This is a genomic window from Methylobacterium sp. Leaf93 (assembly GCF_001422345.1).
GTDB classification, from domain to species: Bacteria; Pseudomonadota; Alphaproteobacteria; order Rhizobiales; family Beijerinckiaceae; genus Methylobacterium; species Methylobacterium bullatum.
On record NZ_LMMS01000031.1, the window covers coordinates 167522 to 188515 of the forward strand.

Consider the following 20994-nt stretch of genomic DNA (forward strand, 5'->3'; position numbering starts at 1 on the left):
TTCAGGATGAGGTGGTCTGCTTGGATGATCTGCTTTGGCAAATGATCGACTTGGGTTTGGGCATCCGCTGAGCAATCCGATCACACAAGCTCACAAGGACATCAGCAGCCGTCGCTCCGCTCACGCAGCGGAGGCGGTGCCGCGTGACGGCTCGGCCGCACGCGCCTCACCGATCTCGGCGGCGATGCCGGTGGAGGCCAGGTTCTTGCCTTTCGCCTCGATCTCGAAATCGGCCCAGGCGAGGTGACGGGCCACGAGGGCGTTGAGCGCCCGGTTGCCCATCAGGTGCGAATGGGCCGCGATGTCGCGCCAATTGTGCCCGGCTCCCACCAGGGCGGCGTAATCGGGCAGCGTGTCCGGGTCGTGCCCCTCCAGCAAAGCCTCGCGCGAGAGGCTGATATGGGCGATCGGGCGCACGCCGCGCCAGGAGTCGCGGATGCGGGCGATCCGCGCGTCGTCGGGCTCGATATAGACGCCGCCACTCTGGACCCAGTGGTGGTGCAGGTCGAGCACCACCGGCACGCGGTCGGCCAGGTCCAGCACCGTGTCGAGACCGAAGGCGTTCTCGTCGTTCTCCACCGTCAGCAGGTCGCGCGCGGTCTGCGAGAGCCTGGGCAGGCTGGCGCGAAACCCTTCGATGCCCGGATCGCGGGCGCCGACATGGATGTTGATATGGGCGCCCTGCGGGTGCCACCCGCCGCCATAGCCCATCATCGCCATCAGCTCGGCATGGTATTCGAGTTCGGAGATGCCGTTGCGCTCGGCATTGGGGTTGCGCGAGGCGATGACACAGAACGGCCCGGGGTGGAAGCTGAGGCGCACGCCCCCCGCCCGCGCCCGATCGCCGACGCGCGCGAGACCGGTCTTCACGAGATCGACCATCTCGGGCTCGGCATAGATCGCGCGTGCCACCGCGTGGGTGTAGCCGGGCAGGACATTGCTCGCCATCCGCAGCAGGCGCTCCAGTGGCGGCCGCGCCGCGACCCAGGCGATCTGCCGTTCGAGCGCGCCGAGATTGTGCCGGACGAGACCTTCGAGCTTCGCCCGGCGCGCCGAGGGCGCGAGCGTGTCGAGATGGCTCATGGTGGTGTGCGACAGGTTCATGTGAAGCGTCGCCTCGCGGGCGGCCTTCAGCGTCTTGAAGCTGGCGGGATCGTCGTCGAGCACGAAATTGCAGCAGAAACCGAGGCGGGGCGTGTCCATCATCATGGGGGGATAACGGCGTCGGCCGGCTTTGGTGTCGCCGGACCGGTCGGTGTCGGATCGCCCCGTCTCAGTCCAGGCACATGGCGAAATACAATTCCCTGATCCGCTCCAGGGCCTGGAACCCCTCGGCGCGCGGGTTGAGGAGTTCCGGCCCCTCCGGGACGCGGCCGAAGAACGCGCTCGCCGGATCGGCCACGAAGCCGCGCTCGCCGATATAGAGCCCATCCCGGTTCTTCACGTTGACCGAGCCGCAGACCCACGACCCTTCGGCCTTGCGCAACGCCGTCACCTTCGGATCGAGCGCGCCGAAACGCTCCCCCACCATGAAGAGGATCGTCGCCGCCGCGGCCTTGCCGATGACGGCATCGGACCCGTCCTCGACCCTCTGCGCCTGCGCGGGAGAGGACAGGGCCGAGAGCAGGAGGAGCGCCCCCGCGACGGCCCTCACCGCGCCGAACCCGCTCCGCCGCGCCCGTTGGTCGCCGGCTTGGCATCGGCGATGAGGATGTCGAGGGATTGGCGCACGATCTCCAGGGCGCTCACGCCCTTGCTCGCGGCCTCCGCCTCGACCCGTGCCCGGTCGGCGGACGGCATCCCGTCGAAGATCGCCTGCGCGACCCCCACCGATGCATGCTTGTGATGTTCGCACATGGTCAGACCAGCCGGACGAGGGTGAGGCCGAAGATGTCATGCGATACTAATAAGCATTTCATGAGAACATCCGGACCCCACACTTGGGAACTATAAGTGCTCTTCTTTCTCACCTCGCGTCAGAGATCAACTCGTTTCGCGCCGGAGGATTGGCGAAGCGGTTTGTCCGTGAGCAGGGTGACGGGGAATCCATGCGTGGATGAAACCGTGTGTCTGTCGGCTGCTTCCGAGCCCAAGCAGATCCTCGCCGTTGCCAACCTGCCCCGTAGAATGTAAGGAATATTCCTTACCGTCGATGGAGGATGTCATGGGAGCCCTTGTTCGCGAGCGGAGCAAGATCACCGCAAAGGGCCAGACCACGATCCCAAAGGCCGTGCGCCAAGCGCTCGGCGTGGGCTACGGCGGCGACATCGCCTACGTCATCGACGAGGGCGGTCGCGTGAGCCTGTTCGCGGCGGCGGAGGAGGAGACGGACCCGGTGATCGACGGGTTCCTGACCTTCCTCGCGCGGGACATGGCCCGCAACCCTTCGCAGATTTCGGCTTTCCCCGCCGGATTGGCGGAACGCATGACGACGCTCACAGCCGGAATGACCGTCGATTTCAGTGAGGATATCGACGGCGACGTGACGCTCTGAGCCATGGTCATCGGCGGCTGGACGGTCTTCGCCCATCCTTTGTTATTGGATCAGCTCGAGAGGGCGACGGCGGCAGTGGAAGCGGCCAAGGCTGCCGACCCGACGGGCTATCAGCGCACGGCGCAAGCGAAGCTTCTCGCCATGCTCGCCACGTTGATCTTCGAGACGATCCCATCCGATCCGACGCGGCAGGAGTACCGTCAAGGCGACACGCTCGGAAGGACCCGGAAGCATTGGTTCCGGGCCAAATTCGGCAATGGCCGGTTCCGGCTGTTCTTCCGCTACGACAGCAGAACGAAAATCCTCATCTTCGCCTGGGTGAACGACGAGACGACGTTACGGACCTACGGCTCGAAAACCGACGCCTATCACGTGTTCAAGGGGATGCTCGACAAGGGCAACCCGCCCGACGACTGGAAATCTCTGCTCGCGGCAGCCTCGGCAGAGCCGGCCGGCACACGGCTGGAGAAGGCCAAGCCAACATAGCGCTCGCGGTCGGGTCCTGACGGACAGAAGACGCCGACCGAAGCGGGCCACCCGCGATCCGCCAGGCGGCACCGACCATCCCCCCCCTCCGCGACGTCAGAATTCGAGGCCGAGCTTGAGCCGGACGGCGTGGCGCTCGAACTGGCCGAGGCCGAGGGCGCGCCGTGCGAAGGCGGGATCGGCATCGCGCCCCCAGATCTGGCCGGCATAGGCCAGGGTGATCCAGGCCTTCTCGGTGAAGCGGTGGTGCAGGGCCGGACCGAGGGTCAGAGCTTCGCTCTCCAACCGGTTCAGGAAGGCCCCGTCATAGCCGCGCTGGTAGCGCAGTTCCGGCCCGAGATAGGTCTTGTCCGCCACCTCGCCGACGAGGGCGTTCGACCAGACGATGGTCGAGGAGCGGTAGCCCTCGCCCGAGCCGCGCTGGCGCCCCACCGCCGGTTCGAAACTGACGTTGCTGCCGTACCAGAGTTTGTTCGGCACGATCTGGACATCGACCTGGGCCAGGGTCTCGAGATCGAAGACGTCGGCGCCGTTGCCCTCGATCGGCAGGATGCGGGTGAAGCGCGGCCTCACCTCCAGGGCGAAGCCCACGGGCTGCTCGGCCGAGCCCTTCACGAACTGGTACTTCACGTCAATGGAGGCGCCGTCGAACGTGCCGAAGGCCTTGTCGTCGAGATCGGCGATGGTGCGGACCCGGTGCAGGGTGCCGAAGGCGCTGAACTCGACGCTCAGGCGGTCGATGGGATCGAACTGGTAGCCGAGGCGCGCGTCGAAAGCCCGGGAATGCGAGGGGCCGGGGCCGGCGCGGCGCTTGCCGATGCGCGAGACGCTGTCGAAGACGACCTCCTGCTGGCCCTTCTCGCCGGCATCCGTTCCTTCGGTGAAACCGAACAGGTGCTCGGTGTCGACATCCTCTTTCTTCTCGGGTGAGGACGACTTGGCTTTCGTCTCGGGCGACGGTGACTTGGCCTTCGACGAGCGCGCCTGACCGCCGCCCTTGCCGTTCTTGCCGTCCTCGGGGCCGGCGAGGGCCGGCGCGCAGGAACAGGCGGCGAGAAGAAGCGCGACGGCGATCTTCACGGGCGTCATGACGAGGTGTTTCCTTCGGCCCGAGGCGGCGATGCCGCCCGATCCCGTCAGTAACCCGCCTTGTCCCAAGACGCTGCGCCGTCGCTGCAACAGGGCGGGATTATTCATGATGCAGGGGATGATCGAGCCGGATCGACCGTGGGACGCGGACGGCGGGGACGGCCCCCGGCGTTCGTTGGAGAACATTCAGCCGCGCAGAGCCACAAGAGTCCGGCGCTGGCGGCCCGCACCATCAAAGTTCTCCGGGGCGAGCCAGGCGGCGAAGGCATCCCGCAGGCGGGGCCAGTCCGCGTCGGTCACCGCGAACCACGCGGTGTCGCGCGAGCGCCCCTTGGTGACGACGGCGTTGCGGAAAATGCCCTCGAAGGTGAAGCCGTAGCGCAGGGCCGCCGCGCGGGAGGGCGCGTTGAGGCTGTCGCATTTCCACTCGTAGCGGCGATATCCGAGGGCGAAGGCGCGGGCCATCATCAGGGCCATCGCCTCGGTGCCGGCCGGATTCTGGGCGAGGCCGGGACCGAACTGGATATGGCCGACCTCGATGCAGCCATGGGCCGGCTCGATCCGCAGATAGGCCGCGAGGCCCAGGGCGCGGCCGGTGGCGGCGTCGAGGATGGCGTGGTGCATCGGATCGCGGCTGCTGGCGATCCCGGCCAGTCGCGCGCGATACTCGGCCTCGTCCGTCGGAGGCTCTCCCGGCAGGTAGGTCCAGCGCGCCGGGTCGTACGCCAGGGCGGCGAAGAGGTCGCCCGAATGGCGCTCGGCATCAAGGGGCTCGATCCGGCAGAACCGTCCCTGCATCACCTCGCGCGGCGGGAACGGCGGCGGGGTCCAATCCGCGAGGGCGGGGCCGACGGGCTGGCCATAGGAATTCATGCGCTCGCTCATGCCCGAACTCCCAACCTGTCGACGAGGTCCGCCATGGCATCGTCCCCGCCCGCGTCCCGGCGCAATCCGGCCGCGACGCCGGCCCGGTCCGCCTCCGTGCGGTTCTGGCTGACCTTCCATTTGCCGGTGAGCCGCGCAATCGGAATCTCGATGCCGACGATCCCCCTGATCTGCGCCGCCGTGAAGGCCGGCGGCGCGTCCGCCACCGACCAGGGCGCGTCCCGCCCCGCCTCCTGCATCCGCGTCAGGTCGTCGATCTGCCGCCGCAGCCAGGCCGGGTCCTCGATCACAAGCGGGCGGCCCCGCGCCTGGACGGTGGCGTAGTTCCAGGTCGGCACCACCTTCCCCGTCTCCCGCTTCGTCGCGTACCACGAGGGCGTGACGTAGCGGTCCGGCCCCTGGAACACGACGAGGCATTCGGGAAGCCCGTCGAGGTCGCGCCATTGCGGGTTGGCGCGGGCGAGATGCGCCCGCAGCACGCGCTCTCCGCCCGCGCCCTCGTCGAGAAGGAAGGGAACGGGGTTGGCCATCAGCCCGCCGGCGCCCGCGCTCACCAGTAGCCCCAGCGGACAGGCACGGATGAGGGCGGCCTGAGCCGCGACATCGTCGGTGCGGAAATGGGGCGGCTCGTACATGGCGCGTCCTTCGCGGGGCGTGGGTCTCGCCGCCTGTGTTGACGCGGAGCGGATCATGCGGAAGATCCAGTTTTCGCCACATGACTGGACCAGTTCGACGAAGACCCGGCGCCGCCCTCCCCTGCCGCTTCAGCTCGATCTCGACCCGCCGGCCGCTGGCCCGCTTCGTCGCGGGGATGCGAGCCTGCACGAGCGCGTGCGGGAGGCTCTGCGCCAGGCGATCCTGGCGGGGCGCCTGCCGCCGGGAGGGCGCCTGCCCTCGTCCCGCACCCTCGCCGGGGATCTCGGCTGCGCGCGGGGGACGATCCTGCTCGCCATCGAGCAGCTGGTGGCCGAAGGCTACCTCATCACCCGCCCCGGCTCCGGCACCCGCGTGGCCGATACCCTGCCCGACGATCTCCTCGTCCCACGGGGCGCGGCGGGCCGCTCGGCCCCCTCCCCCGCGGCGCCGGTGCTATCGCGGCGCGGGGCGTCGCTGGCAGCGACGCGGGGCGAGGCGGGCGACGCCCCGATCCCCGACGCTTTCGCCCTCGGCCGCCCGGCCCTCGATGCGTTTCCACGTGAAACCTGGGCGCGCCTGCTCCAGGCCGAGTGGCGCGCCGGCCCGCCCGCGCATCGTCATCCCCTCGGCGATCCGCGCCTGCGCCGCGCCCTGGCGGCCTATCTCTCGGCCGGGCGCGGGGTCGCTTGCAGCGAGGAGGCGGTGATCGTCACCGCCAGCATCCGCCAGAGCCTGCGCCTCCTGGCGGAGCTCCTGCTGGAGCCCGGCGAGGCGGCCTATCTGGAGGAGCCGGGCTTTCCCGGCCTCGCCCATGCCCTGCGGGCGGCGGGCCTGCGCACGGTCCCGGTGCCGTGCGACGCGGCCGGCTTCTCGATCGCGCGGGCGCGGTCCATCGATCCCGGTGCCCGGCTCGCGGTGGTCACGCCGGCCCAGGGCCATCCCCTCGGGGCCACCATGAGCCTGGAGAACCGCCTCGCCCTCCTCGCCTGGGCGGAGGCGAAGGATGGCTGGATCGTCGAGGACGATTACGACGGCGAGTACCGCTATGCCGGGCGGCCGCTGGCACCGCTCCACGCCCTCGACCGGGCCGGCCGCGTTCTCTATGTCGGCAGCGTCTCCAAGGTGCTCTTGCCCGCCCTGCAGATGAGCTACCTCGTCCTGCCGGAGGCCCTGGTGGAGCCCGTGCGCCGTGCCCTCACGGGGAGCGGCGGCTTCGCCTCGATTCTCGGGCAGGGTGCGCTCGCCCGCTTCATCGCGGAGGGCCATTTCGCCGCCCATCTGCGCCGGACGCGCCGTCTCTACGGCCAGAGACAGGCCGCCCTCGTGGCATCGGCGCGCGACCATCTCGGCGATGTCTTGGAGGTGCCGCCCCGCGACGGCGGTATGCATCTAGTGGCCCGTCCGGTCCCCGGATCGGACTTCGACGACCGCCGCGCCGTGGAAGCCTGCGCCTGCGCCGGGATCGCCACCACGGCGCTCTCGCCGCATTTCACGCAAGGATTGCGCACCGAGCAGGGGCTTCTCCTCGGTTACGCCTGCGTTCCCGAGCGCGCCGTCGCACCGGCCATGCGGCGGATGGCCGACGCGTTGCGGCATAGGGGGTAGTGAGCCAGGGTCCGTTTGTCGGCAAAACACGACGGAGCGGTTGCTTGTGATACCGCATCGAACGGGGATCACGGCGTTCCGGGTCCGGGTCCGGGGACTGGTTCGGCGGCCCTCGTCCCTACCTCTTCGTCTTCCGGCACATCGGCGCAGTCCGGTTCACGATCGGCCCGGAATCGAGGCACGGCTCATTCCACATCGCCGCGAGCGCGTGTCCGAGCCCGGAAAAGCGGCCGTTCATGGCACGACACCAACCGAATCAAGTTTTCCGAAAAAGGTTCAACTTTGTTAAGCCACGTGTCTGCAACGTAGAAATCGAAAAGCCACAAGGTATTCGTTGATGTACCGCGCCCTTGTCTGCCTCGGCGAGCAGCATGACGGCTGGGTCTTGCCCCTTGCTGCTATCGTTTGCTGGGTATCGAGCCATACCGCCCTACGGCTCGCCCGCCAATCGACTAAGAGCCGGGATTTGGAACCTTGGGCATGGCTGCTGGCGGCGAGCTTTTCTGTGGGAGCCGGGGTGTGGAGCACGCATTTCATCGGCATGCTCGGTTACGACCCCGGAATTATCGTGGGCTACAATACGGGCCTGACGCTGCTGTCCCTGGTCGTGGCGATCCTAGCATCCGTGATCGCCCTGACGCTCGAACGTTGGGCGACGCGTTCGGCCATGGCGGCAGGCGCCGGGATTGTTCTCGGGCTGGGCGTGGCGGCCATGCACTTTCTCGGCATGGCGAGCATCGAGGTCCCCGGGACCTTTACCTGGGACCGCACGCTCGTCGTCGTATCGGTTCTGATCGGCTGTGGCCTGTCCGCGGCCGCGCTCATCGCCTTCCAGCATCGGGAGCTGAGATACCCGAACGCCATCGCCGCGACACTTCTGACCGCAGCCATCGCAGGACTGCATTTCACCGCGATGGGCGCGCTGCAGATCACGCCCGACCAGACGGAACCGACGTCGGCCTCGAGCCTGCCGCGTCTCGCGCTCGCCTCCGGCATCGCCGCGATCATGCTCGCGATCCTGGGCTTTGCCGTGCTCGCCCTGTTCGCCGACCGCATGCGCCTGGCCAATCGGGCCTTGCGCACCAGCGAGGCCGCCTATCGTCTGCTCGCGGAGAACACGACCGACGTGATCGTCCGGTCCGATCTCGACACCACGCGCCGCTATGTGTCGCCCGCCGTCTTTCAGATTCTCGGGCGCGATCCGGAGGAACTCATCGGAACGCAGCCTCTGGACACCGTCCATCCCGACGATCGTCCGGCCTATGAGCAGGTGCTCGCCGACCTCGTTCAAGGTCGGATCGACAGGCCTGTCACGCGGCAGCGCTACCATCACAGGGACGGGCGCTGGGTATGGATCGAAGCGTCGTTTAAGCTCACCCGATCGGCGGACGGGGCCGCTCCGACGGGCTATGTCGCGTCCCTGCGTGACGTCACCGACCGAATGGCGGCCGACACCGCGCTGCGGATCAGCGAAGAGCGCCTCGCGCTCGCCCTCGACAGCGGCAGCGACGGTCTTTGGGACTGGGAGGTCGCGACGGGAAAGGTCTGGTTCTCCGATCGCTGGCAGACGATGATCGGCTACGAGCCGGGCGAGATCGAGGGCCATCTGCGCTCATGGCGGCGTCTCACGCACCCCGACGACGTCGAGCGAGCACGCCGGCTGCTGACCGACCACATCGAAGGGAAGACGCCGATCTACGAATGCGAGCAGCGCGTCCGTACCAAGAGCGGTGATTACACCTGGGTCCTGTCGCGCGGCAAAGTCGTCACGCGCGATGCCACGGGGGCTCCGCTCCGCATCGTCGGCACGCATATCGACATCGCCGCGCGCAAGCAGGCAGAGCAGCAGATCGAGTATCTGGCGCTGTACGACTCGCTCACCGGACTGCCCAACCGTACCCTGTTCTGGGACCGCCTCGACCGCGAAATGGTGAGCGCGGAACGGCGCGGACATTTCTTCGCAGTGCTGGCCTGCGATCTCGACCGGTTCAAGTCCGTGAACGACAGTATGGGCCACCCGGCGGGCGACAGCCTCCTGCGCAAGGTCGCCGATCGGCTCAAGGCGGCGATCCGGGAGGGAGACACCGTCGCGCGGCTCGGCGGTGACGAGTTCGCCATCGTTCTGAGGGGACTCGACCGCCCGCAGAACGCCAGCACCACGGCGCAGCAGGTCATCGACGCGGTGAAGCTGCCCTTCGATCTCGAGGGCCGCACGGTCAATGTCGGAATCAGCATCGGCATCGCGGTCGGGCCCCAGGACGGCAGCAACCCCGATCAGCTGTTCAAGAACGCCGACATCGCGCTCTACCGCGCCAAGGCCGCCGGACGGAGCACGTACCGCTACTACGAACCCGACATGGATGCGGCGATCGCCGAGCGCAACGCACTGGAACTGGACCTGCGCGAAGCCGTCCGGCTGGGTGAATTCGAGCTGTTCTACCAGCCGATCATCGCGCTCAAGAACGACGTGCTCAGCGGCTTCGAGGCGCTCATGCGCTGGAGAAATCCCACGCGGGGCTTCGTCCCCCCCGGCGAATTCATTCCCTTGGCCGAGGAAATCGGCCTGGTGGTGCCGTTGGGCGCCTGGGCTCTGAAGGAGGCCTGTTGCGAAGCGATGGAGTGGCCGGGCGAGCTCAAGGTCGCCGTCAACGCCTCCACCGTGCAATTCGCCGAACTCGGTCTGGAACATGCCATCGTGATGGCGCTGACGGCGTCCGGCCTGCCGCCGCATCGGCTCGAACTGGAGATCACCGAGAGCGTGCTGATGGGTGACACGGAGAGCGCGATCGCTTGCCTGCATCGGCTGCGCCGGCTCGGCGTGCACATCGCCCTCGACGATTTCGGCACGGGCTTCTCGTCCTTGAGCTACCTGCGGCGATTCCCGTTCGACAAGATCAAGATCGATCGTTCCTTCATCCACGAGATCGGCGACTCCGATACGGCCGCGATCGTGCGCGCCGTCGTGGGTCTTGCCGAGAGGCTCGGCGCACGCATCACCGCCGAGGGTGTGGAGGACGAGGCACAACTCGCCCATGTGCGCCGGGAGGGCTTCACGGAAGCTCAGGGCTATCTGTTGGGCCGACCCCTCTCGGCGCCGGATGCCCTCCGGTTCGCCCGTGACGCGAAAGTGCCGGTGGCCTGAGACCGTGCCGTCCGCCGGCGACGAACGGCCGTGTCCGGCGACCGGATCGGCCCGTCATCCGCGTACGACGTCCGACGCTTCGCCGAGGCGGGCCTCCCTCCGCCACCGTTTTTGAGGGCGGCCGGAAAACCGGTTACGATGGGCATCAGAGGCAGAGCCCCCGAGCCAGGACGAGCGATGAGCCAGGACCCTTCCCCCACCAGCACCGCCGACCACGCGGTGTTCGACGTCGCCGCCGCCGTGGCGACCCTGCCCGAGGCCTGTTCCACCATGGTGGCCGACCACCGCTTCGTCGATCAGCCGGCGGCGAGCGCGCGGGTGTTCCGGGTCTATTCGCCGACCCCGCCGCACAGCCACGCCTCCTGCGACGAGTATCTCTACGTGCTCTCGGGTCGCTGCATGATGCAATTCGCCGACGAGCCGGCCGTCGAGGTCGGGCCGGGCAAGCTGGTGATGTTCCAGCGCGGCGTGGTGCATTCGGTGCCGGAGATCCTGGAGGAGCCGATGGTGTTCCTCTCCGTCGACACACCCCGCCGCGAACCGCGCGACATCCGCTTCGTCTCGGACGGCACCGGCACGCCCGACACCTTCATGCGCCAGTCGCAGCAGGCCCAGCAGCAGTAAGGCACACACACTCCCCTCTCCCCGCCGGGCGGGGAGAGGACGTCGTCCTCCCCTTGCCGGGAGGCGACGTGAGCCCGACAGGGCGGAGGTGAGGGGGTCTCTCCGGACAAGGCTCCTTCGGACCGGCCCCCTCACCCCCGGCTGCCGCCTTGCCGCGCCGACGACGAGGACGTCGCGGCCCTCTCCCCGCGCGCGGGGAGAGGGGAATGCGCGCCGGCCTTCGGGCCGATCCGCCGCCAGCCGATGACGAGCCCTGTGATCACCAGGATTCCGCCGAGCAGGTTGAGCAGCCATTGCGCCGCGTCCCTGGCGGGCGGGTGGTCGACGAGGACCGGCAGGTCGAGGCGGTGGAGCGCCGTGAACAGCCAGCGGCTGACGCGGCCCGAACGGTCGAGCCGGTTCAGGATCTCCCCGCTCTGCAGATCGATATGCAGCCAGGTGGCGGCCGGGTCGGCGAAGCGCAGGCGCAGGATGGGGAGCGTCCCGCTCGTGAGGGACGACCAGTAGAGGTCGTGGGATGCCAGGCGCTCGACACCCTCCAGCCGCGCCCCCGCCATGGCGTGGCTGGCCGCCGCCGCGATCCGGGGGGCGTCGGGGGCGTCTCCGATCACCCGCGCGCCGGCACGGTCGAGCCCCATCGCGACCCAGCGGCCGCCGATCCGCGCGAGATGCAGGCCGAGGGGCGCATCGGCGGCCATCGCCCGCAGGCTCGCGGTGTCGAGACCGACGGGGCTGTCCGCCCCGGCATAGGCCGCGCGCAGGTCGGCGGGCGGCGCGAGGGAGGTGAACCACCGGTTCGGGTTCATCGAGAGCCAGCCGCTGACGATGAAGGTGGTGAGCCCGATCCCGCCGATAAGCCCGACGAGGTGGTGCCAGCGCGCCATCCCGCGATAGGGCGTGACGCGTCCTCCTGCGTAGCGCCGCCTCAGGCGCAGGCGCCAGATCCCGAGGACGAGGCCGCTGAACGCCGTGAATGCGGCGATGCCGGAAATCCAAAGCACAACATCGCGCCACAGCTCGGCGCGGGCGCGCAGCGGCGTGAGATAAACCCAATGGGTGACGGCGCCGACCCAGTTCCAGCCGCGCTCGAACCGCGTCGTGTCGAGCACGATCTCCCCCGTCCTTTCCGAAACGTAGAGCTCCGTGCCGGCCGCATCGTTCAACGCGACCTTGTGGAAGGGCCGCAGGGAATCGTAGCGCGCCGTCACCGTCCATTGGTCGCGCTCGACCTCCTCCACGAACGCGCCGGGACCGGCCCCGGCGAGGCGCCGGGCCGCCCCGGCATCGACCGGCCCAGCCGGCGTACCGGTTCGCGCCGAGAGGGTGATGCGGCGGCCGTCGCTGGCCGGCATCCGGTAGACAGGCTCGTCCCCGCGCATCTCCAGATCGAGGCTGCGGGGCATGCCGTGCAGTCCGGCGGCGGCCAGCGCCTCGTCCGGCGAGACCGCGACCGCGTCCCATGCCATCGGGCGCAGACGCGCGAGGCGTTCGGCCTCCGTGAGGCTCGGAAACGGCACATAGAGCATCACCAGCCCGGAGCCGATCCAGAGAGCGAAGAGCAGCCCGGTGGCGATGCCGAGCCAGCGATGGCCGAGGACTAGCCAGCGCTTCCCTCGTTTCAGCAGGCTCACCACGCGACGCTGTAGGCCACCTCGAACGAGCGCGGTCGCCCGAGAATCCAGTTGGTGCCGATCCCGTCCACGGCGTTGCCGCTGATCGCGTAGGTCTTGTCGAACAGGTTGTAGACGCGAAGGCTCAGGCGCGAGGCCGGGGTGACCTGATGGTCGAGGCCGAGATGGGCGAGGGTGTAGTCGGGCCGTGGCGCGGTGTTGGAGAAGTCGCTGAAGACCCGGCCGACATTCTGCAGCCCGATGCGCGCCTCCCAGTCGCGGGCGAAGGCGTAAGTGAGCCAGACATTGGCGACGCGCTCGGGCACGTCGATGGGCTGGTTGCCCGCATAGGACACCGCCCCCTCCCGGAACTCGTCGTATTGCGCGTGAAGCAGAGCGAGGTTGGCGTCGATGCGCCAGCCATCGGGCAGGCGCAGGGCGAGCGCCCCCTCCACCCCGTGCGAGGATTGCTGGCCAACCTGGGTCGAGACATTGGGCTGGCCCGGCACCGCCGAGATCAGCTTGTCCTTGACGATACGGTAGCCCGCCACCGTCCATTCGAGGGCGCCGTTCAGCGCGAGGCCCTTGGCCCCGACCTCGATCTGCTCGCCGGTGGAGAGGTCGAAATTGGCGTTCGATTGCGACAGGCTGATGAGGCTCCCCACCGGGTCGGTAGCGGTGGCGTATTGCACGTAGAGGGCCGAATCCGGCGTGGGGTTGTAGACGAGGCCGAACCGGTAGCTCAGGGCCTCGAACGAGCGCGCGAAGGTGTCGCCGGTCTGCAGGTTGCGCCGGTGCAGGGTCGGCGCGTCGAAACGCACGCCGGTGAGGAAGGAGAGTTGGTCGCTCAGGATCAGCCGGTTCTCGGCGAAGACCGAGGCCTGGTTGGTGCTTGTGGCATAGGCCGGGCTCGCGCGGCCATTGGCCGGGAACAGGCCCGGATCGTAATTGAACGGATCGACGCTGGTGACGAGGCCGCCGCCCGCGCTGGAGAAGTTGTTAGTGTGGCGGAAATCCACGTGGTTGACGTCGAATCCGATGGCGAACTCGTTGCGGAAGCCGAACACGTTGCCCTTGAAGGCGGCGTCGAAGCGGTTCCCGACCTGCTCCTGGCTGTGATAGATTTCAAGGTAGTCGGACCTGTCGATCCGTCCCGTACCGTTATTGAACCGGTACTGCTCGACATCGAGCCAGTGGCGCCGGCTCTGCAGGCGGTAGGCGGTGTTGCGGATGATGATGTCGGCGCTCGGCGTCCACTCGGTCTTGAGCTGGGTCCAGTTGTCGGACCAGACGATCTTCGCGCCGTCGACATTGTAGTTGTTGTTGCGCAGGGACTGGACGATCCGGCCATTGACCAGCGGCGTGCCCCAGTAGCGCGCGGGCTCCTGGTAGCCGAGATCGTGGCTGAGGGTGACGGCGAGATCGGGGTTGAGCTGGAACAGCAGCGCGCCCGAGACCGCGAGGTTGCGGAAGTCGCCGTTCGGGCTGGTCCAGCCGCCGTCGCGGTTGCCGCTGACATTGAGGCGATAGGCCACCGCGTCGCCGATGGGACCACCGAGATCGACGGCGAGGCGCGCGAGCCCGTCCGACCCGGTGGCGGCGCGCGCGGCATGGATCGGGGTGAAGCTCGGCTTCTTCGAGACCACGTTGACCACGCCGCCGATGGCGCCGTCGCCGTAGAGCACGGAGGCCGGGCCGCGCAGCACCTCGATCCGCTCCACGTTCCAGGTGTCGAACGGGAAGGTCACTGTACCGGCGCCCACGAACAGCCGCGTGCCGTCATAGAGCTGCTGGATCGAGTTCGGGCCGGCGAAACCCCGGCTGGAGAAGGCGCCGTTGCCGTTGCCGGGCGACGCGATGGTGGTGATGCCGGTGGCGTTCTGCGTCACCGCCTCCACCACCGTGTTCTGGCCCCGGATGCGGGCGGTCTCGCCGCTGATGACATCGATGCTGGCGGGCGTCTCCAGCGGCGTCAGGCCGAGCCGGCTGGCGCTCCGCGACGGGGTCGAGAGGTTGAGCCCGACCGGGTTAGCGCGGGTGAGTCTGACCCCGCTCCCCTCCACGGTGAGCTGGTCGAGGGTGACGGCATTCTGGCCGACTGAATCCTGGGCTCGGACTTCGCCGGCGAGGAGGGTCGAGCCGAGGAGCGACGCGAGCAAGGCGGTGGCGCGGGCCGGGGAGGTCCGGCCGGGGGCGCGATGGGTGACCTGTGTGGGCATGTGCGTTTGGGCAAACCGGAGTGATCGCTGGCCGAATGCCGCGCCCCCTCTGCTAAATCGTATGTTATAACGTTACAATACGTCGAACCGGGCAAAATGCCTGCGCGCGGGACCAAGCGGTCACGCCGAGGGCATGCTCGGGAGCGAGTCTGCAACGGAAGGAACAAGGACGATCGGGCATCGCGGGCGAACGGCAGGCGCGGCTCAGCGCAGTGGCACGTCACCGCGAACGAAGCCGATGCGTTCGCGACATGCGAACGTCCCGACACCCCACCAGGACACCCCGCCCGATGCGTTTCGCGTGTGACCACGACTGACGGCAGGTCTCCTGGCTCACGGGTCGACGCCCTCTCATCGTCTTCCCAGGTGATCACCCAGTGACGTGTTGATGAAGGACTCGCCGCTTACAGTTGCGGGGGCAGCCGCGGCATCGGACACAAGGCCCTCACCGCGTTCCCTTTTGATCCCCCGAAGAGGAACCGTCATGCTCAAGCTAGTCGAGGGCGGGAGACCGCGTCAACGACGCGACGGCAACAGCCCAAAAGAAAAGCCCCGGACCGTTCGATCCGGGGCCGATCTCATCGGAGGCGCGTCGCCTACCAGCGGTAGGTGACGGAGCCGGTGATGCGGCGGCCGTCGCCGTAATTGCAGCCGACATATCCGCCGAGTTGGGCGCAGGTGCCGACATACACTTTGTCGGCGAGGTTGTTGGCGGCCACCTGGAAGCGCCAGTTGTCGAAGGAATAGCGGATCGACGCATCCATCAGGAAGTAATCCGGCACGCGGATCGTGTTGGCCGTATCGCCGAAGGTGTCGCCGATGTAGCGGACGCCGAAGCCGAAGCCGAGACCACGGAACAGGCCGGTCTGTACGGTGTAGTCGGCCCAGTTCGAGATCACGATGTTCGGAACCTGGATCGGCCGATTTCCGGTCGCGTCGGGTAAGGAGATCGGTGGGATATCCCTGGTCACCCGGGCGTCGAGGGCGGTGAGCGAACTGAGCAGGCGGAACCCTTCGGCAAGTTCCAGGGTCGCCTCGGCCTCGATGCCGTTCACCGTGATCTCGCCGGTCTGGTAATAGGCCTGCTGCAGCGGATCGGTCCCGTCGAAGGTCAGGGCGTTGGTCTTCTTGGTATTGAAGTAGGTCAGCAGGAAGGTACTGTTCGATCCGGGAGGCTGGAACTTGATACCGCCCTCGATGGTCTCGCCGATCTCGGGCTTGGCGGGGCCGATCGAATACGTATCCGGCACGGCCGGGACGAATTGGCTCCGAGTGCTCGACTGGATGTAGAACGGCAGCACGTTGAACGAGCGCGCGGCGGCGACGTAGGGCGTCAGGCCGTTGTCGAAGAGATACGACAGTCCGACGCGGCCGCTATAGGATTCCGCATTCTGGGTGACCCCGAAATTGGTCGGGATCGCGTTCGGGACGCCGATACTGTTCAGCGTCGTACGAACGGCATCCAGGGCGGGGTTCTGCACGTCCGTCCGCGTCTTCACCCAATCGTAGCGGGCGTTGGCGCTGAACAGGAAACCGTTGCCGAACTTCACCTGATCCTGGGCGTAGATGCCGGTCTGCTCCTGCGACAGCCGGCTCAACAGCGTCCTCTGCAGGGGGGCGACGGCCGAGCCATAGGTCGGGTTGAGGACATCGATCGGGCCGACGAGTGCCGGACCCACGCCGGTAATGAGGAAGCTGGGATCGAAGAACGACTGGGTCGGGCCGCCCCTCTGGTCGCTCTTGTTCTGGATGTTGCTGTAGTCGACGCCGAGCAGGGCGGTGTTCTTGAACCAGTCGAACACGTGCTCGTGCTGGATCTGGGTATCGACGGTGAAGACCCCATAATCCTCGATCCAGGTCTGCGCGGACCGGGCAAGATTCGAGGGCGAGGCACCGGCCAGCCCCGTCGGGTAGACGCTGTTGTAGTTCGTGCTGGCATGGGCGTAGCGCAGGTTCTGCCGCACCGTCCAGGCGTCATCGAACCGGTGCGAGAACTCGTAGCCGGCCATGGCGCGCTCGGCCTTGAAGCGGCTGAAATCGGGCTCGCCGAGGAAGCGGTCGCGCAGGTTGGCCTTCAGCGGATTCGAGCCGTTGGTGTAGTATTGCGGTATGAGGCGATACTTATCGCCCGCAATGTCCTTCTGGTAGTTGGCCAGAAGCGTCAGGCTGGTATCGGCGGATGGCCGGAAGGTCACGGCCGGTGCGATGTAGACTCGGTCGAGATCGACATAATCGGCCTGGGTGCCGCCATTCCGCAAGAAGCCGGTGATCCGGTAGAGGATGGTCTTCTCCGGGTTGGCCGGGCCGCTCAGATCGAAGCCGAACTGCTTGCGGTTGTATGTGCCATAGGAGCCGTAGATCTCGCGCAGGGGCACGTCGAGGGGCTTCTTGCTGACGAAGTTCACGAGGCCGCCCGGGTCATTCAGGCCGTAGAGACCCGAAGTCGGACCGCGCAGGACGTCGATGCGCTCGATCCCGTAGGGCTCCTGCGGGAAGCCGGAGAAGCTCGTGAGCGGCAGGCGCAGACCGTCGCGGTAGACGCCGCGGATGGTCTGGTCGAAGCCGCGGATGATGAGCTGGTCGAAGCGCCCATCATCGCCCTGGGGCGAGGCGTAGACGCCGGCCGTGTAGGCGAGCGCATCGGCGAGGTTCTGCGCGCCACGATCCTCGAGCTGCTTCTGCGTCACCACCGAGATCGATTGCGGGATCTCACGCAGGTTGGCGTTGGATTTCGTGCCCGTGGAACTCCGGGACAGGACATAGGAATTCGCCGCGACGATGCTGTCGTTGGTGCTGCCGCTGCCGATGCCCGCGCCGGAGCCCTGCACCGACAAGGTGTCGAGCTGCACCGCCGCCGTGCCGCCCGACGCGGCCTGGGCGAGGGCTTCCCCGCTCCACAGGGCGGGGGCCATGGCGAGCATCGCCACGGTCGAGACGCTGGCCAGACAGCGCAGGCCACTCACGGCTTTGTGAGAAAATGTGCCAGAAGAGAGCAGCATGCCATCAGACATAGAGAAGACCTTGATCGTCGAAAATACAGCACGGACCTGATCGTGACTGAGCGAGATTTCCTTGCTGATGCATCGCGTAGAACGATTCAAAAACAAAGACCGCGCCTCGGCAAGACAAATCCATACGGCGTCTTTGACAGCAAGGCGAAGTTGCGGCTCGACGACCGAAGTTGTGACTGCGTTGCGTAAGGAGCACATTCATACTTTGGAATAATTCGAGTCTATAACCTCGATGATCGTGTTGATGAACGCGTTCCGGAAGTCTCGGCGGCTCTCACAAAGCTCCCGTTGCGCCATCGTGCCCCGAGGGAGAACCGACCGTGACCGGGAGTTGTGAGAGGCGCACTCAGCGCCGGGCCAGCAGCCACATCAGGAACGGTCCGCCGACCAGGGTCGCCACCAATCCGGCGGGCAGCTGGTAGGGGAAGAACGCCATCCGCCCGACGAAATCCGCCGCGACCATGATGAGCGCGCCGACGATCGCCGCACCGGCGAGTTGCGGCGCCGCGCGGGTGAGGCCGGTCAACCGCGCCACCTGAGGCGCCACGAGGCCGACGAAGCTCAACGGCCCCGCCACCAGGGTCGCCGCGGTGGTGAGGATCGCCGCCACGACGAGGATGGCGAGGCGGCTGCGGCGAAGGTCGAGCCCCAGCGAGCGGCCGGTGGGAGCGCCGAGGGGAAGCAGATCGAGCCAGCGGGTCAGGGCGGGAAGGCAGGCGGCCCCGAGGGCGAGGATGGAGAGGGCGGCCACCGCATCCTCCGGCGCCACCCGCGCCGTGGAGCCCGCCGTCCACCCAAGCAGCATGACCACGGAGGGGTCGCCGCTGATCATCAGGATGGTGAGGAGGGCGCCGAACCCGGTGGTGAGGCCGATGCCGGCCAGCAGCATCTGCTCGGGCGCGGTGTCGGCACGACGGCCGAGGCTCAGGATCGCCGCGAGGGTCGCCAGCGCCCCGAGGCTGCCCGCGCCGAGGAGCGCCATCCGGTCCGGCGTGCCGAGGAGGATCGTGACCGCGACGAGGCCGAGGGCGGCCCCGGAGCTGATCCCGAGCACTTCGGGACTCGCCAGGGGATTGCCGGTGAGGCGCTGCAGCAGCGTTCCGGCCATGGCCAGCATCGCGCCGGCCGCGAGCGAGGCGGCGATACGGGGCAGGCGCCAGGGAAGCAGCGCGTCGAGGCCGGCCCCGAGGCTCCAGTGCCAGCCGGCGGGGTCGCGGCCGAGGGTCAGCGCGACGAAGACGAGGAGGGCCAGCGACACCGCTCCGGCCAGGACCAGGCGCCAGGGCCGGGCGAGGCGGGCCGAGGCACCGTCGTCCGGACGATGCAGGGAGCCGACGCCGCGCAGGCGCGGCAGCAGCCAGAGCAGCATCGGCACGCCGACGAGGGCGGCAAGCGCCCCGGTCGGCACCTGCGCGATGGGGGCGACCGCCAGGACCACGGAATCGGTGAGCCAGATCAGGGCCGCCCCGAGCAGGGGCGCGGCGATGAGGCGGTCGCGCAGGGTGCGCGTGCCGGTGAGGCGGACGAGGATCGGCGCGGCGAAACCGACGAAGCCGATGACGCCCACCCCCGCCACCACGAAGCCGCCGAGCGCCACCGCCACGGCCACGGCGAGGAACCGGACCCGGCCTAGGGACAGGCCGAGGCTCCTGGCATTCGCCTCGTCGAGGTCGAGCACCGAAAGGGGCCGCACCATCAGCGCCACCAGGAGGGCGGCCACCGCGAGGCGGGGCGCGAGATAGGCCGGGGCACTCCAGTCGTTCATGGCGAGGGAGCCCGCGCCCCAGACGAACAGGCCGAACAGCCGCTCCTGATGCAGGATCACGAGGAGGGTCTGGATCGCCCCGCAATAGAGCTCGATCACGAGGCCGGCCAGCAGCAGCGCGAGGGGGGCGAAACCCTTGGCACGGCCGAGGGCGAAGACCGCGAGCACCGCCAGGGCCGAGCCCGAGAGCGCCACCGCCTCCCGCCCTTGCGAGAAGAGGCCAGGCGCGAACAGGGAGGCCAGGGCCAGAGCGAGCTGCGCCCCGGCCGAGATGCCGAGCGTCGAGGGCGAGGCGAGGGGATTGCGCAGCACCTGCTGCAGCACCACCCCCGACAAAGCGAGGGCGGCACCGGCGAGCCAGGCGGTGACGATCCGCGGCAGCACGCTCTCATGCAGGATCACCTGGGCGATGTCGGTCCAGTCGGGACTCCATAGGGCCTTCAGCGCCGGGCCGAGGGCCATGTCGGCGGTGAGTGTGCGCAGGGTGAGGAGTGCGGCCACGAGGGCCACCGCGCCGATGAGGAGCATCGTCCCGCCGGTCTGCGACCGGGGCGGCGCGAGGGCATCGAGGCGGGGCTCGGCCAGATCCACTTCAGCCACGGGGGCAATCCCGCTTGGCGAGACCGGTCATCAGTTCGGCGAAACGCGCGATGGCCGGCAGGCCGCCGTAGAACCAGACCGGGGCCACCACGTCGACATGATGCTCGCGCACCGCCGGAAGCGTCTGCCAGAGCCGGCTGCCGGCCAGCGCCCTGGCGGCGTCGGATTGGATCGGCCCGATATGGACCATGCGGGCATCGGCCGGGCCGGTGGCGAGCTGTTCGATCCCCACCGCCGTGAAGCCGGAGGCGTTGCTGGCGCCGGTCCAGGCATTCGGGATCCGGAGGCGGTCGAGCACGGTCTGGAACAGGCTGCTGCGGCCGTAGACGACGATGTTGCGGTAGTCGACGATCCAGACGAGGTAGGTCGGATGTCTCTCCACCGGGCAGGCGCTCGCCGCCGCCTCGGCGAGGGTCGCCTCGGTCCGTGCCTCCAGGGCTTTGGCCTGCTCCACCCTGCCGAGCCGCACGGCGATGCGCATGGTCTCCGCCTTCGCCCGCTCGTAGGGATCGCCCCCGGCATTGGCGATGGAGACCGCCTCCGTCGGGGCGATCCGCGACAGGAAGCTGCCCTGCGTCGCCACCTGGATCGGGTTGGCGAGGATGAGATCCGGCTTCAGGCTCGCCAGCACTTCGAGGTTGGGCTCCACCACGAGGCCGAGATCGACCACGCCCTCGGGGAGGGCCGGCGCCACCACGGTGCGGTTGTAGTTCTCGGACTGCGTCACAGCGATCGGCACGATGCCGAGGCCGAGGAGCAGTTCCACGGCGCTCCAGTCCAGGGCCGCGACGCGCGGCTGGGCGGGCATCTTTTTCTCCGCGCGCGCGG

General features: G+C 68.3%; 16 protein-coding genes and 1 riboswitch. Of the genes, 5 read left to right on the plus strand and 11 right to left on the minus strand.

Annotated features, from left to right (window positions below; genetic code table 11):
• Positions 1-120 precede the first annotated feature (120 nt).
• The 3 genes from ASF26_RS21615 to ASF26_RS21625 all read right to left on the minus strand — a co-directional run bounded on the left by ASF26_RS21615 (position 121) and on the right by ASF26_RS21625 (position 1857).
• Entirely contained in the window at positions 121-1209 is a 1089-nt protein-coding gene (locus ASF26_RS21615; RefSeq protein ID WP_200925977.1) for a UV damage endonuclease UvsE, read from the minus strand.
• A gap of 64 nt (positions 1210-1273) precedes the next feature.
• On the minus strand, positions 1274-1654 hold the full coding sequence (locus tag ASF26_RS21620) for a hypothetical protein (protein ID WP_056259217.1): 381 nt from the start codon (positions 1652-1654) through the stop codon (positions 1274-1276).
• Positions 1651-1857 carry a hypothetical protein gene (locus ASF26_RS21625; RefSeq protein WP_056259220.1) on the minus strand — a complete coding sequence of 69 codons (207 nt, stop codon included), beginning with the start codon at positions 1855-1857 and terminating at the stop codon, positions 1651-1653. The genes ASF26_RS21620 and ASF26_RS21625 overlap by 4 nt, the downstream gene beginning before the upstream one ends.
• Positions 1858-2164: 307 nt before the next feature.
• Between ASF26_RS21625 and ASF26_RS21630 the strand changes: the two genes are divergently transcribed.
• Both ASF26_RS21630 and ASF26_RS21635 read left to right on the plus strand, forming a co-directional pair.
• Positions 2165-2494, plus strand: coding sequence for a type II toxin-antitoxin system PrlF family antitoxin (locus ASF26_RS21630; RefSeq protein ID WP_056259224.1), 330 nt, complete (start codon positions 2165-2167; stop codon positions 2492-2494).
• Positions 2495-2497: 3 nt separating this feature from the next.
• Positions 2498-2980: a type II toxin-antitoxin system YhaV family toxin gene (locus tag ASF26_RS21635; protein WP_056259227.1), complete on the plus strand. Its 483-nt coding sequence runs from the start codon at positions 2498-2500 to the stop codon at positions 2978-2980.
• A gap of 96 nt (positions 2981-3076) precedes the next feature.
• Here the strand turns inward: ASF26_RS21635 and ASF26_RS21640 are convergent, their stop codons facing one another.
• From ASF26_RS21640 to ASF26_RS21650, 3 genes are all read right to left on the minus strand, one after another.
• Positions 3077-4069 carry a hypothetical protein gene (locus ASF26_RS21640; protein ID WP_056259231.1) on the minus strand — a complete coding sequence of 331 codons (993 nt, stop codon included), beginning with the start codon at positions 4067-4069 and terminating at the stop codon, positions 3077-3079.
• Positions 4070-4255: 186 nt separating this feature from the next.
• Positions 4256-4954, minus strand: coding sequence for a GNAT family protein (locus ASF26_RS21645; protein ID WP_056259233.1), 699 nt, complete (start codon positions 4952-4954; stop codon positions 4256-4258).
• On the minus strand, positions 4951-5589 hold the full coding sequence (locus ASF26_RS21650; protein ID WP_056259236.1) for an FMN-binding negative transcriptional regulator: 639 nt from the start codon (positions 5587-5589) through the stop codon (positions 4951-4953). Before ASF26_RS21650 ends, ASF26_RS21645 begins: the two co-directional genes overlap by 4 nt.
• A gap of 55 nt (positions 5590-5644) precedes the next feature.
• Here ASF26_RS21650 and ASF26_RS21655 point away from each other — a divergent pair, with 55 nt between their 5' ends.
• The 3 genes from ASF26_RS21655 to ASF26_RS21665 all read left to right on the plus strand — a co-directional run bounded on the left by ASF26_RS21655 (position 5645) and on the right by ASF26_RS21665 (position 10961).
• The gene (locus ASF26_RS21655; protein WP_244476029.1) at positions 5645-7195 is read left to right on the plus strand and encodes a PLP-dependent aminotransferase family protein; all 1551 of its coding nucleotides are present in this window, start codon (positions 5645-5647) and stop codon (positions 7193-7195) included.
• Positions 7196-7661: 466 nt separating this feature from the next.
• Positions 7662-10337 (plus strand): EAL domain-containing protein, encoded by a 2676-nt coding sequence (locus ASF26_RS21660; RefSeq protein ID WP_244476030.1) that lies wholly within the window; start codon positions 7662-7664, stop codon positions 10335-10337.
• Between the two features lie 177 nt (positions 10338-10514).
• A complete protein-coding gene (locus ASF26_RS21665) occupies positions 10515-10961 on the plus strand; it encodes a cupin domain-containing protein (protein ID WP_056259242.1) in 447 nt (148 codons plus the stop codon).
• A gap of 131 nt (positions 10962-11092) precedes the next feature.
• On the opposite strand, the gene ASF26_RS21670 is transcribed toward ASF26_RS21665, so the two are convergent.
• From ASF26_RS21670 to ASF26_RS21690, 5 genes are all read right to left on the minus strand, one after another.
• A complete protein-coding gene (locus ASF26_RS21670) occupies positions 11093-12595 on the minus strand; it encodes a PepSY domain-containing protein (protein WP_056259245.1) in 1503 nt (500 codons plus the stop codon).
• Positions 12589-14790: a TonB-dependent receptor gene (locus tag ASF26_RS21675; RefSeq protein WP_056259248.1), complete on the minus strand. Its 2202-nt coding sequence runs from the start codon at positions 14788-14790 to the stop codon at positions 12589-12591. The genes ASF26_RS21670 and ASF26_RS21675 overlap by 7 nt, the downstream gene beginning before the upstream one ends.
• A 300-nt stretch (positions 14791-15090) precedes the next feature.
• A riboswitch (cobalamin riboswitch) is annotated at positions 15091-15289 on the minus strand.
• A 97-nt stretch (positions 15290-15386) separates the two neighbouring features.
• Entirely contained in the window at positions 15387-17753 is a 2367-nt protein-coding gene (locus ASF26_RS21680; RefSeq protein ID WP_244476031.1) for a TonB-dependent siderophore receptor, read from the minus strand.
• Between the two features lie 394 nt (positions 17754-18147).
• The gene (fhuB, locus tag ASF26_RS21685; RefSeq protein WP_056259253.1) at positions 18148-20166 is read right to left on the minus strand and encodes a Fe(3+)-hydroxamate ABC transporter permease FhuB; all 2019 of its coding nucleotides are present in this window, start codon (positions 20164-20166) and stop codon (positions 18148-18150) included.
• Entirely contained in the window at positions 20159-20974 is an 816-nt protein-coding gene (locus ASF26_RS21690; protein WP_244476032.1) for an ABC transporter substrate-binding protein, read from the minus strand. Before ASF26_RS21690 ends, fhuB begins: the two co-directional genes overlap by 8 nt.
• Positions 20975-20994: the final 20 nt, after the last annotated feature.

What these genes read in the sequence shown, in the direction of transcription:
- ASF26_RS21615 (WP_200925977.1), bottom strand. Translation starts at nt 1,209, where the DNA reads ATGATGATGGACACGCCCCGCCTCGGTTTCTGCTGCAATTTCGTGCTC.
- ASF26_RS21625 (WP_056259220.1), bottom strand. Translation starts at nt 1,857, where the DNA reads ATGTGCGAACATCACAAGCATGCATCGGTGGGGGTCGCGCAGGCGATC.
- ASF26_RS21690 (WP_244476032.1), bottom strand. Translation starts at nt 20,974, where the DNA reads ATGCCCGCCCAGCCGCGCGTCGCGGCCCTGGACTGGAGCGCCGTGGAA.
- ASF26_RS21640 (WP_056259231.1), bottom strand. Translation starts at nt 4,069, where the DNA reads ATGACGCCCGTGAAGATCGCCGTCGCGCTTCTTCTCGCCGCCTGTTCC.
- ASF26_RS21655 (WP_244476029.1), top strand. Translation starts at nt 5,645, where the DNA reads ATGCGGAAGATCCAGTTTTCGCCACATGACTGGACCAGTTCGACGAAG.
- ASF26_RS21675 (WP_056259248.1), bottom strand. Translation starts at nt 14,790, where the DNA reads ATGCCCACACAGGTCACCCATCGCGCCCCCGGCCGGACCTCCCCGGCC.
- ASF26_RS21645 (WP_056259233.1), bottom strand. Translation starts at nt 4,954, where the DNA reads ATGAGCGAGCGCATGAATTCCTATGGCCAGCCCGTCGGCCCCGCCCTC.
- ASF26_RS21630 (WP_056259224.1), top strand. Translation starts at nt 2,165, where the DNA reads ATGGGAGCCCTTGTTCGCGAGCGGAGCAAGATCACCGCAAAGGGCCAG.
- ASF26_RS21665 (WP_056259242.1), top strand. Translation starts at nt 10,515, where the DNA reads ATGAGCCAGGACCCTTCCCCCACCAGCACCGCCGACCACGCGGTGTTC.
- ASF26_RS21650 (WP_056259236.1), bottom strand. Translation starts at nt 5,589, where the DNA reads ATGTACGAGCCGCCCCATTTCCGCACCGACGATGTCGCGGCTCAGGCC.
- ASF26_RS21635 (WP_056259227.1), top strand. Translation starts at nt 2,498, where the DNA reads ATGGTCATCGGCGGCTGGACGGTCTTCGCCCATCCTTTGTTATTGGAT.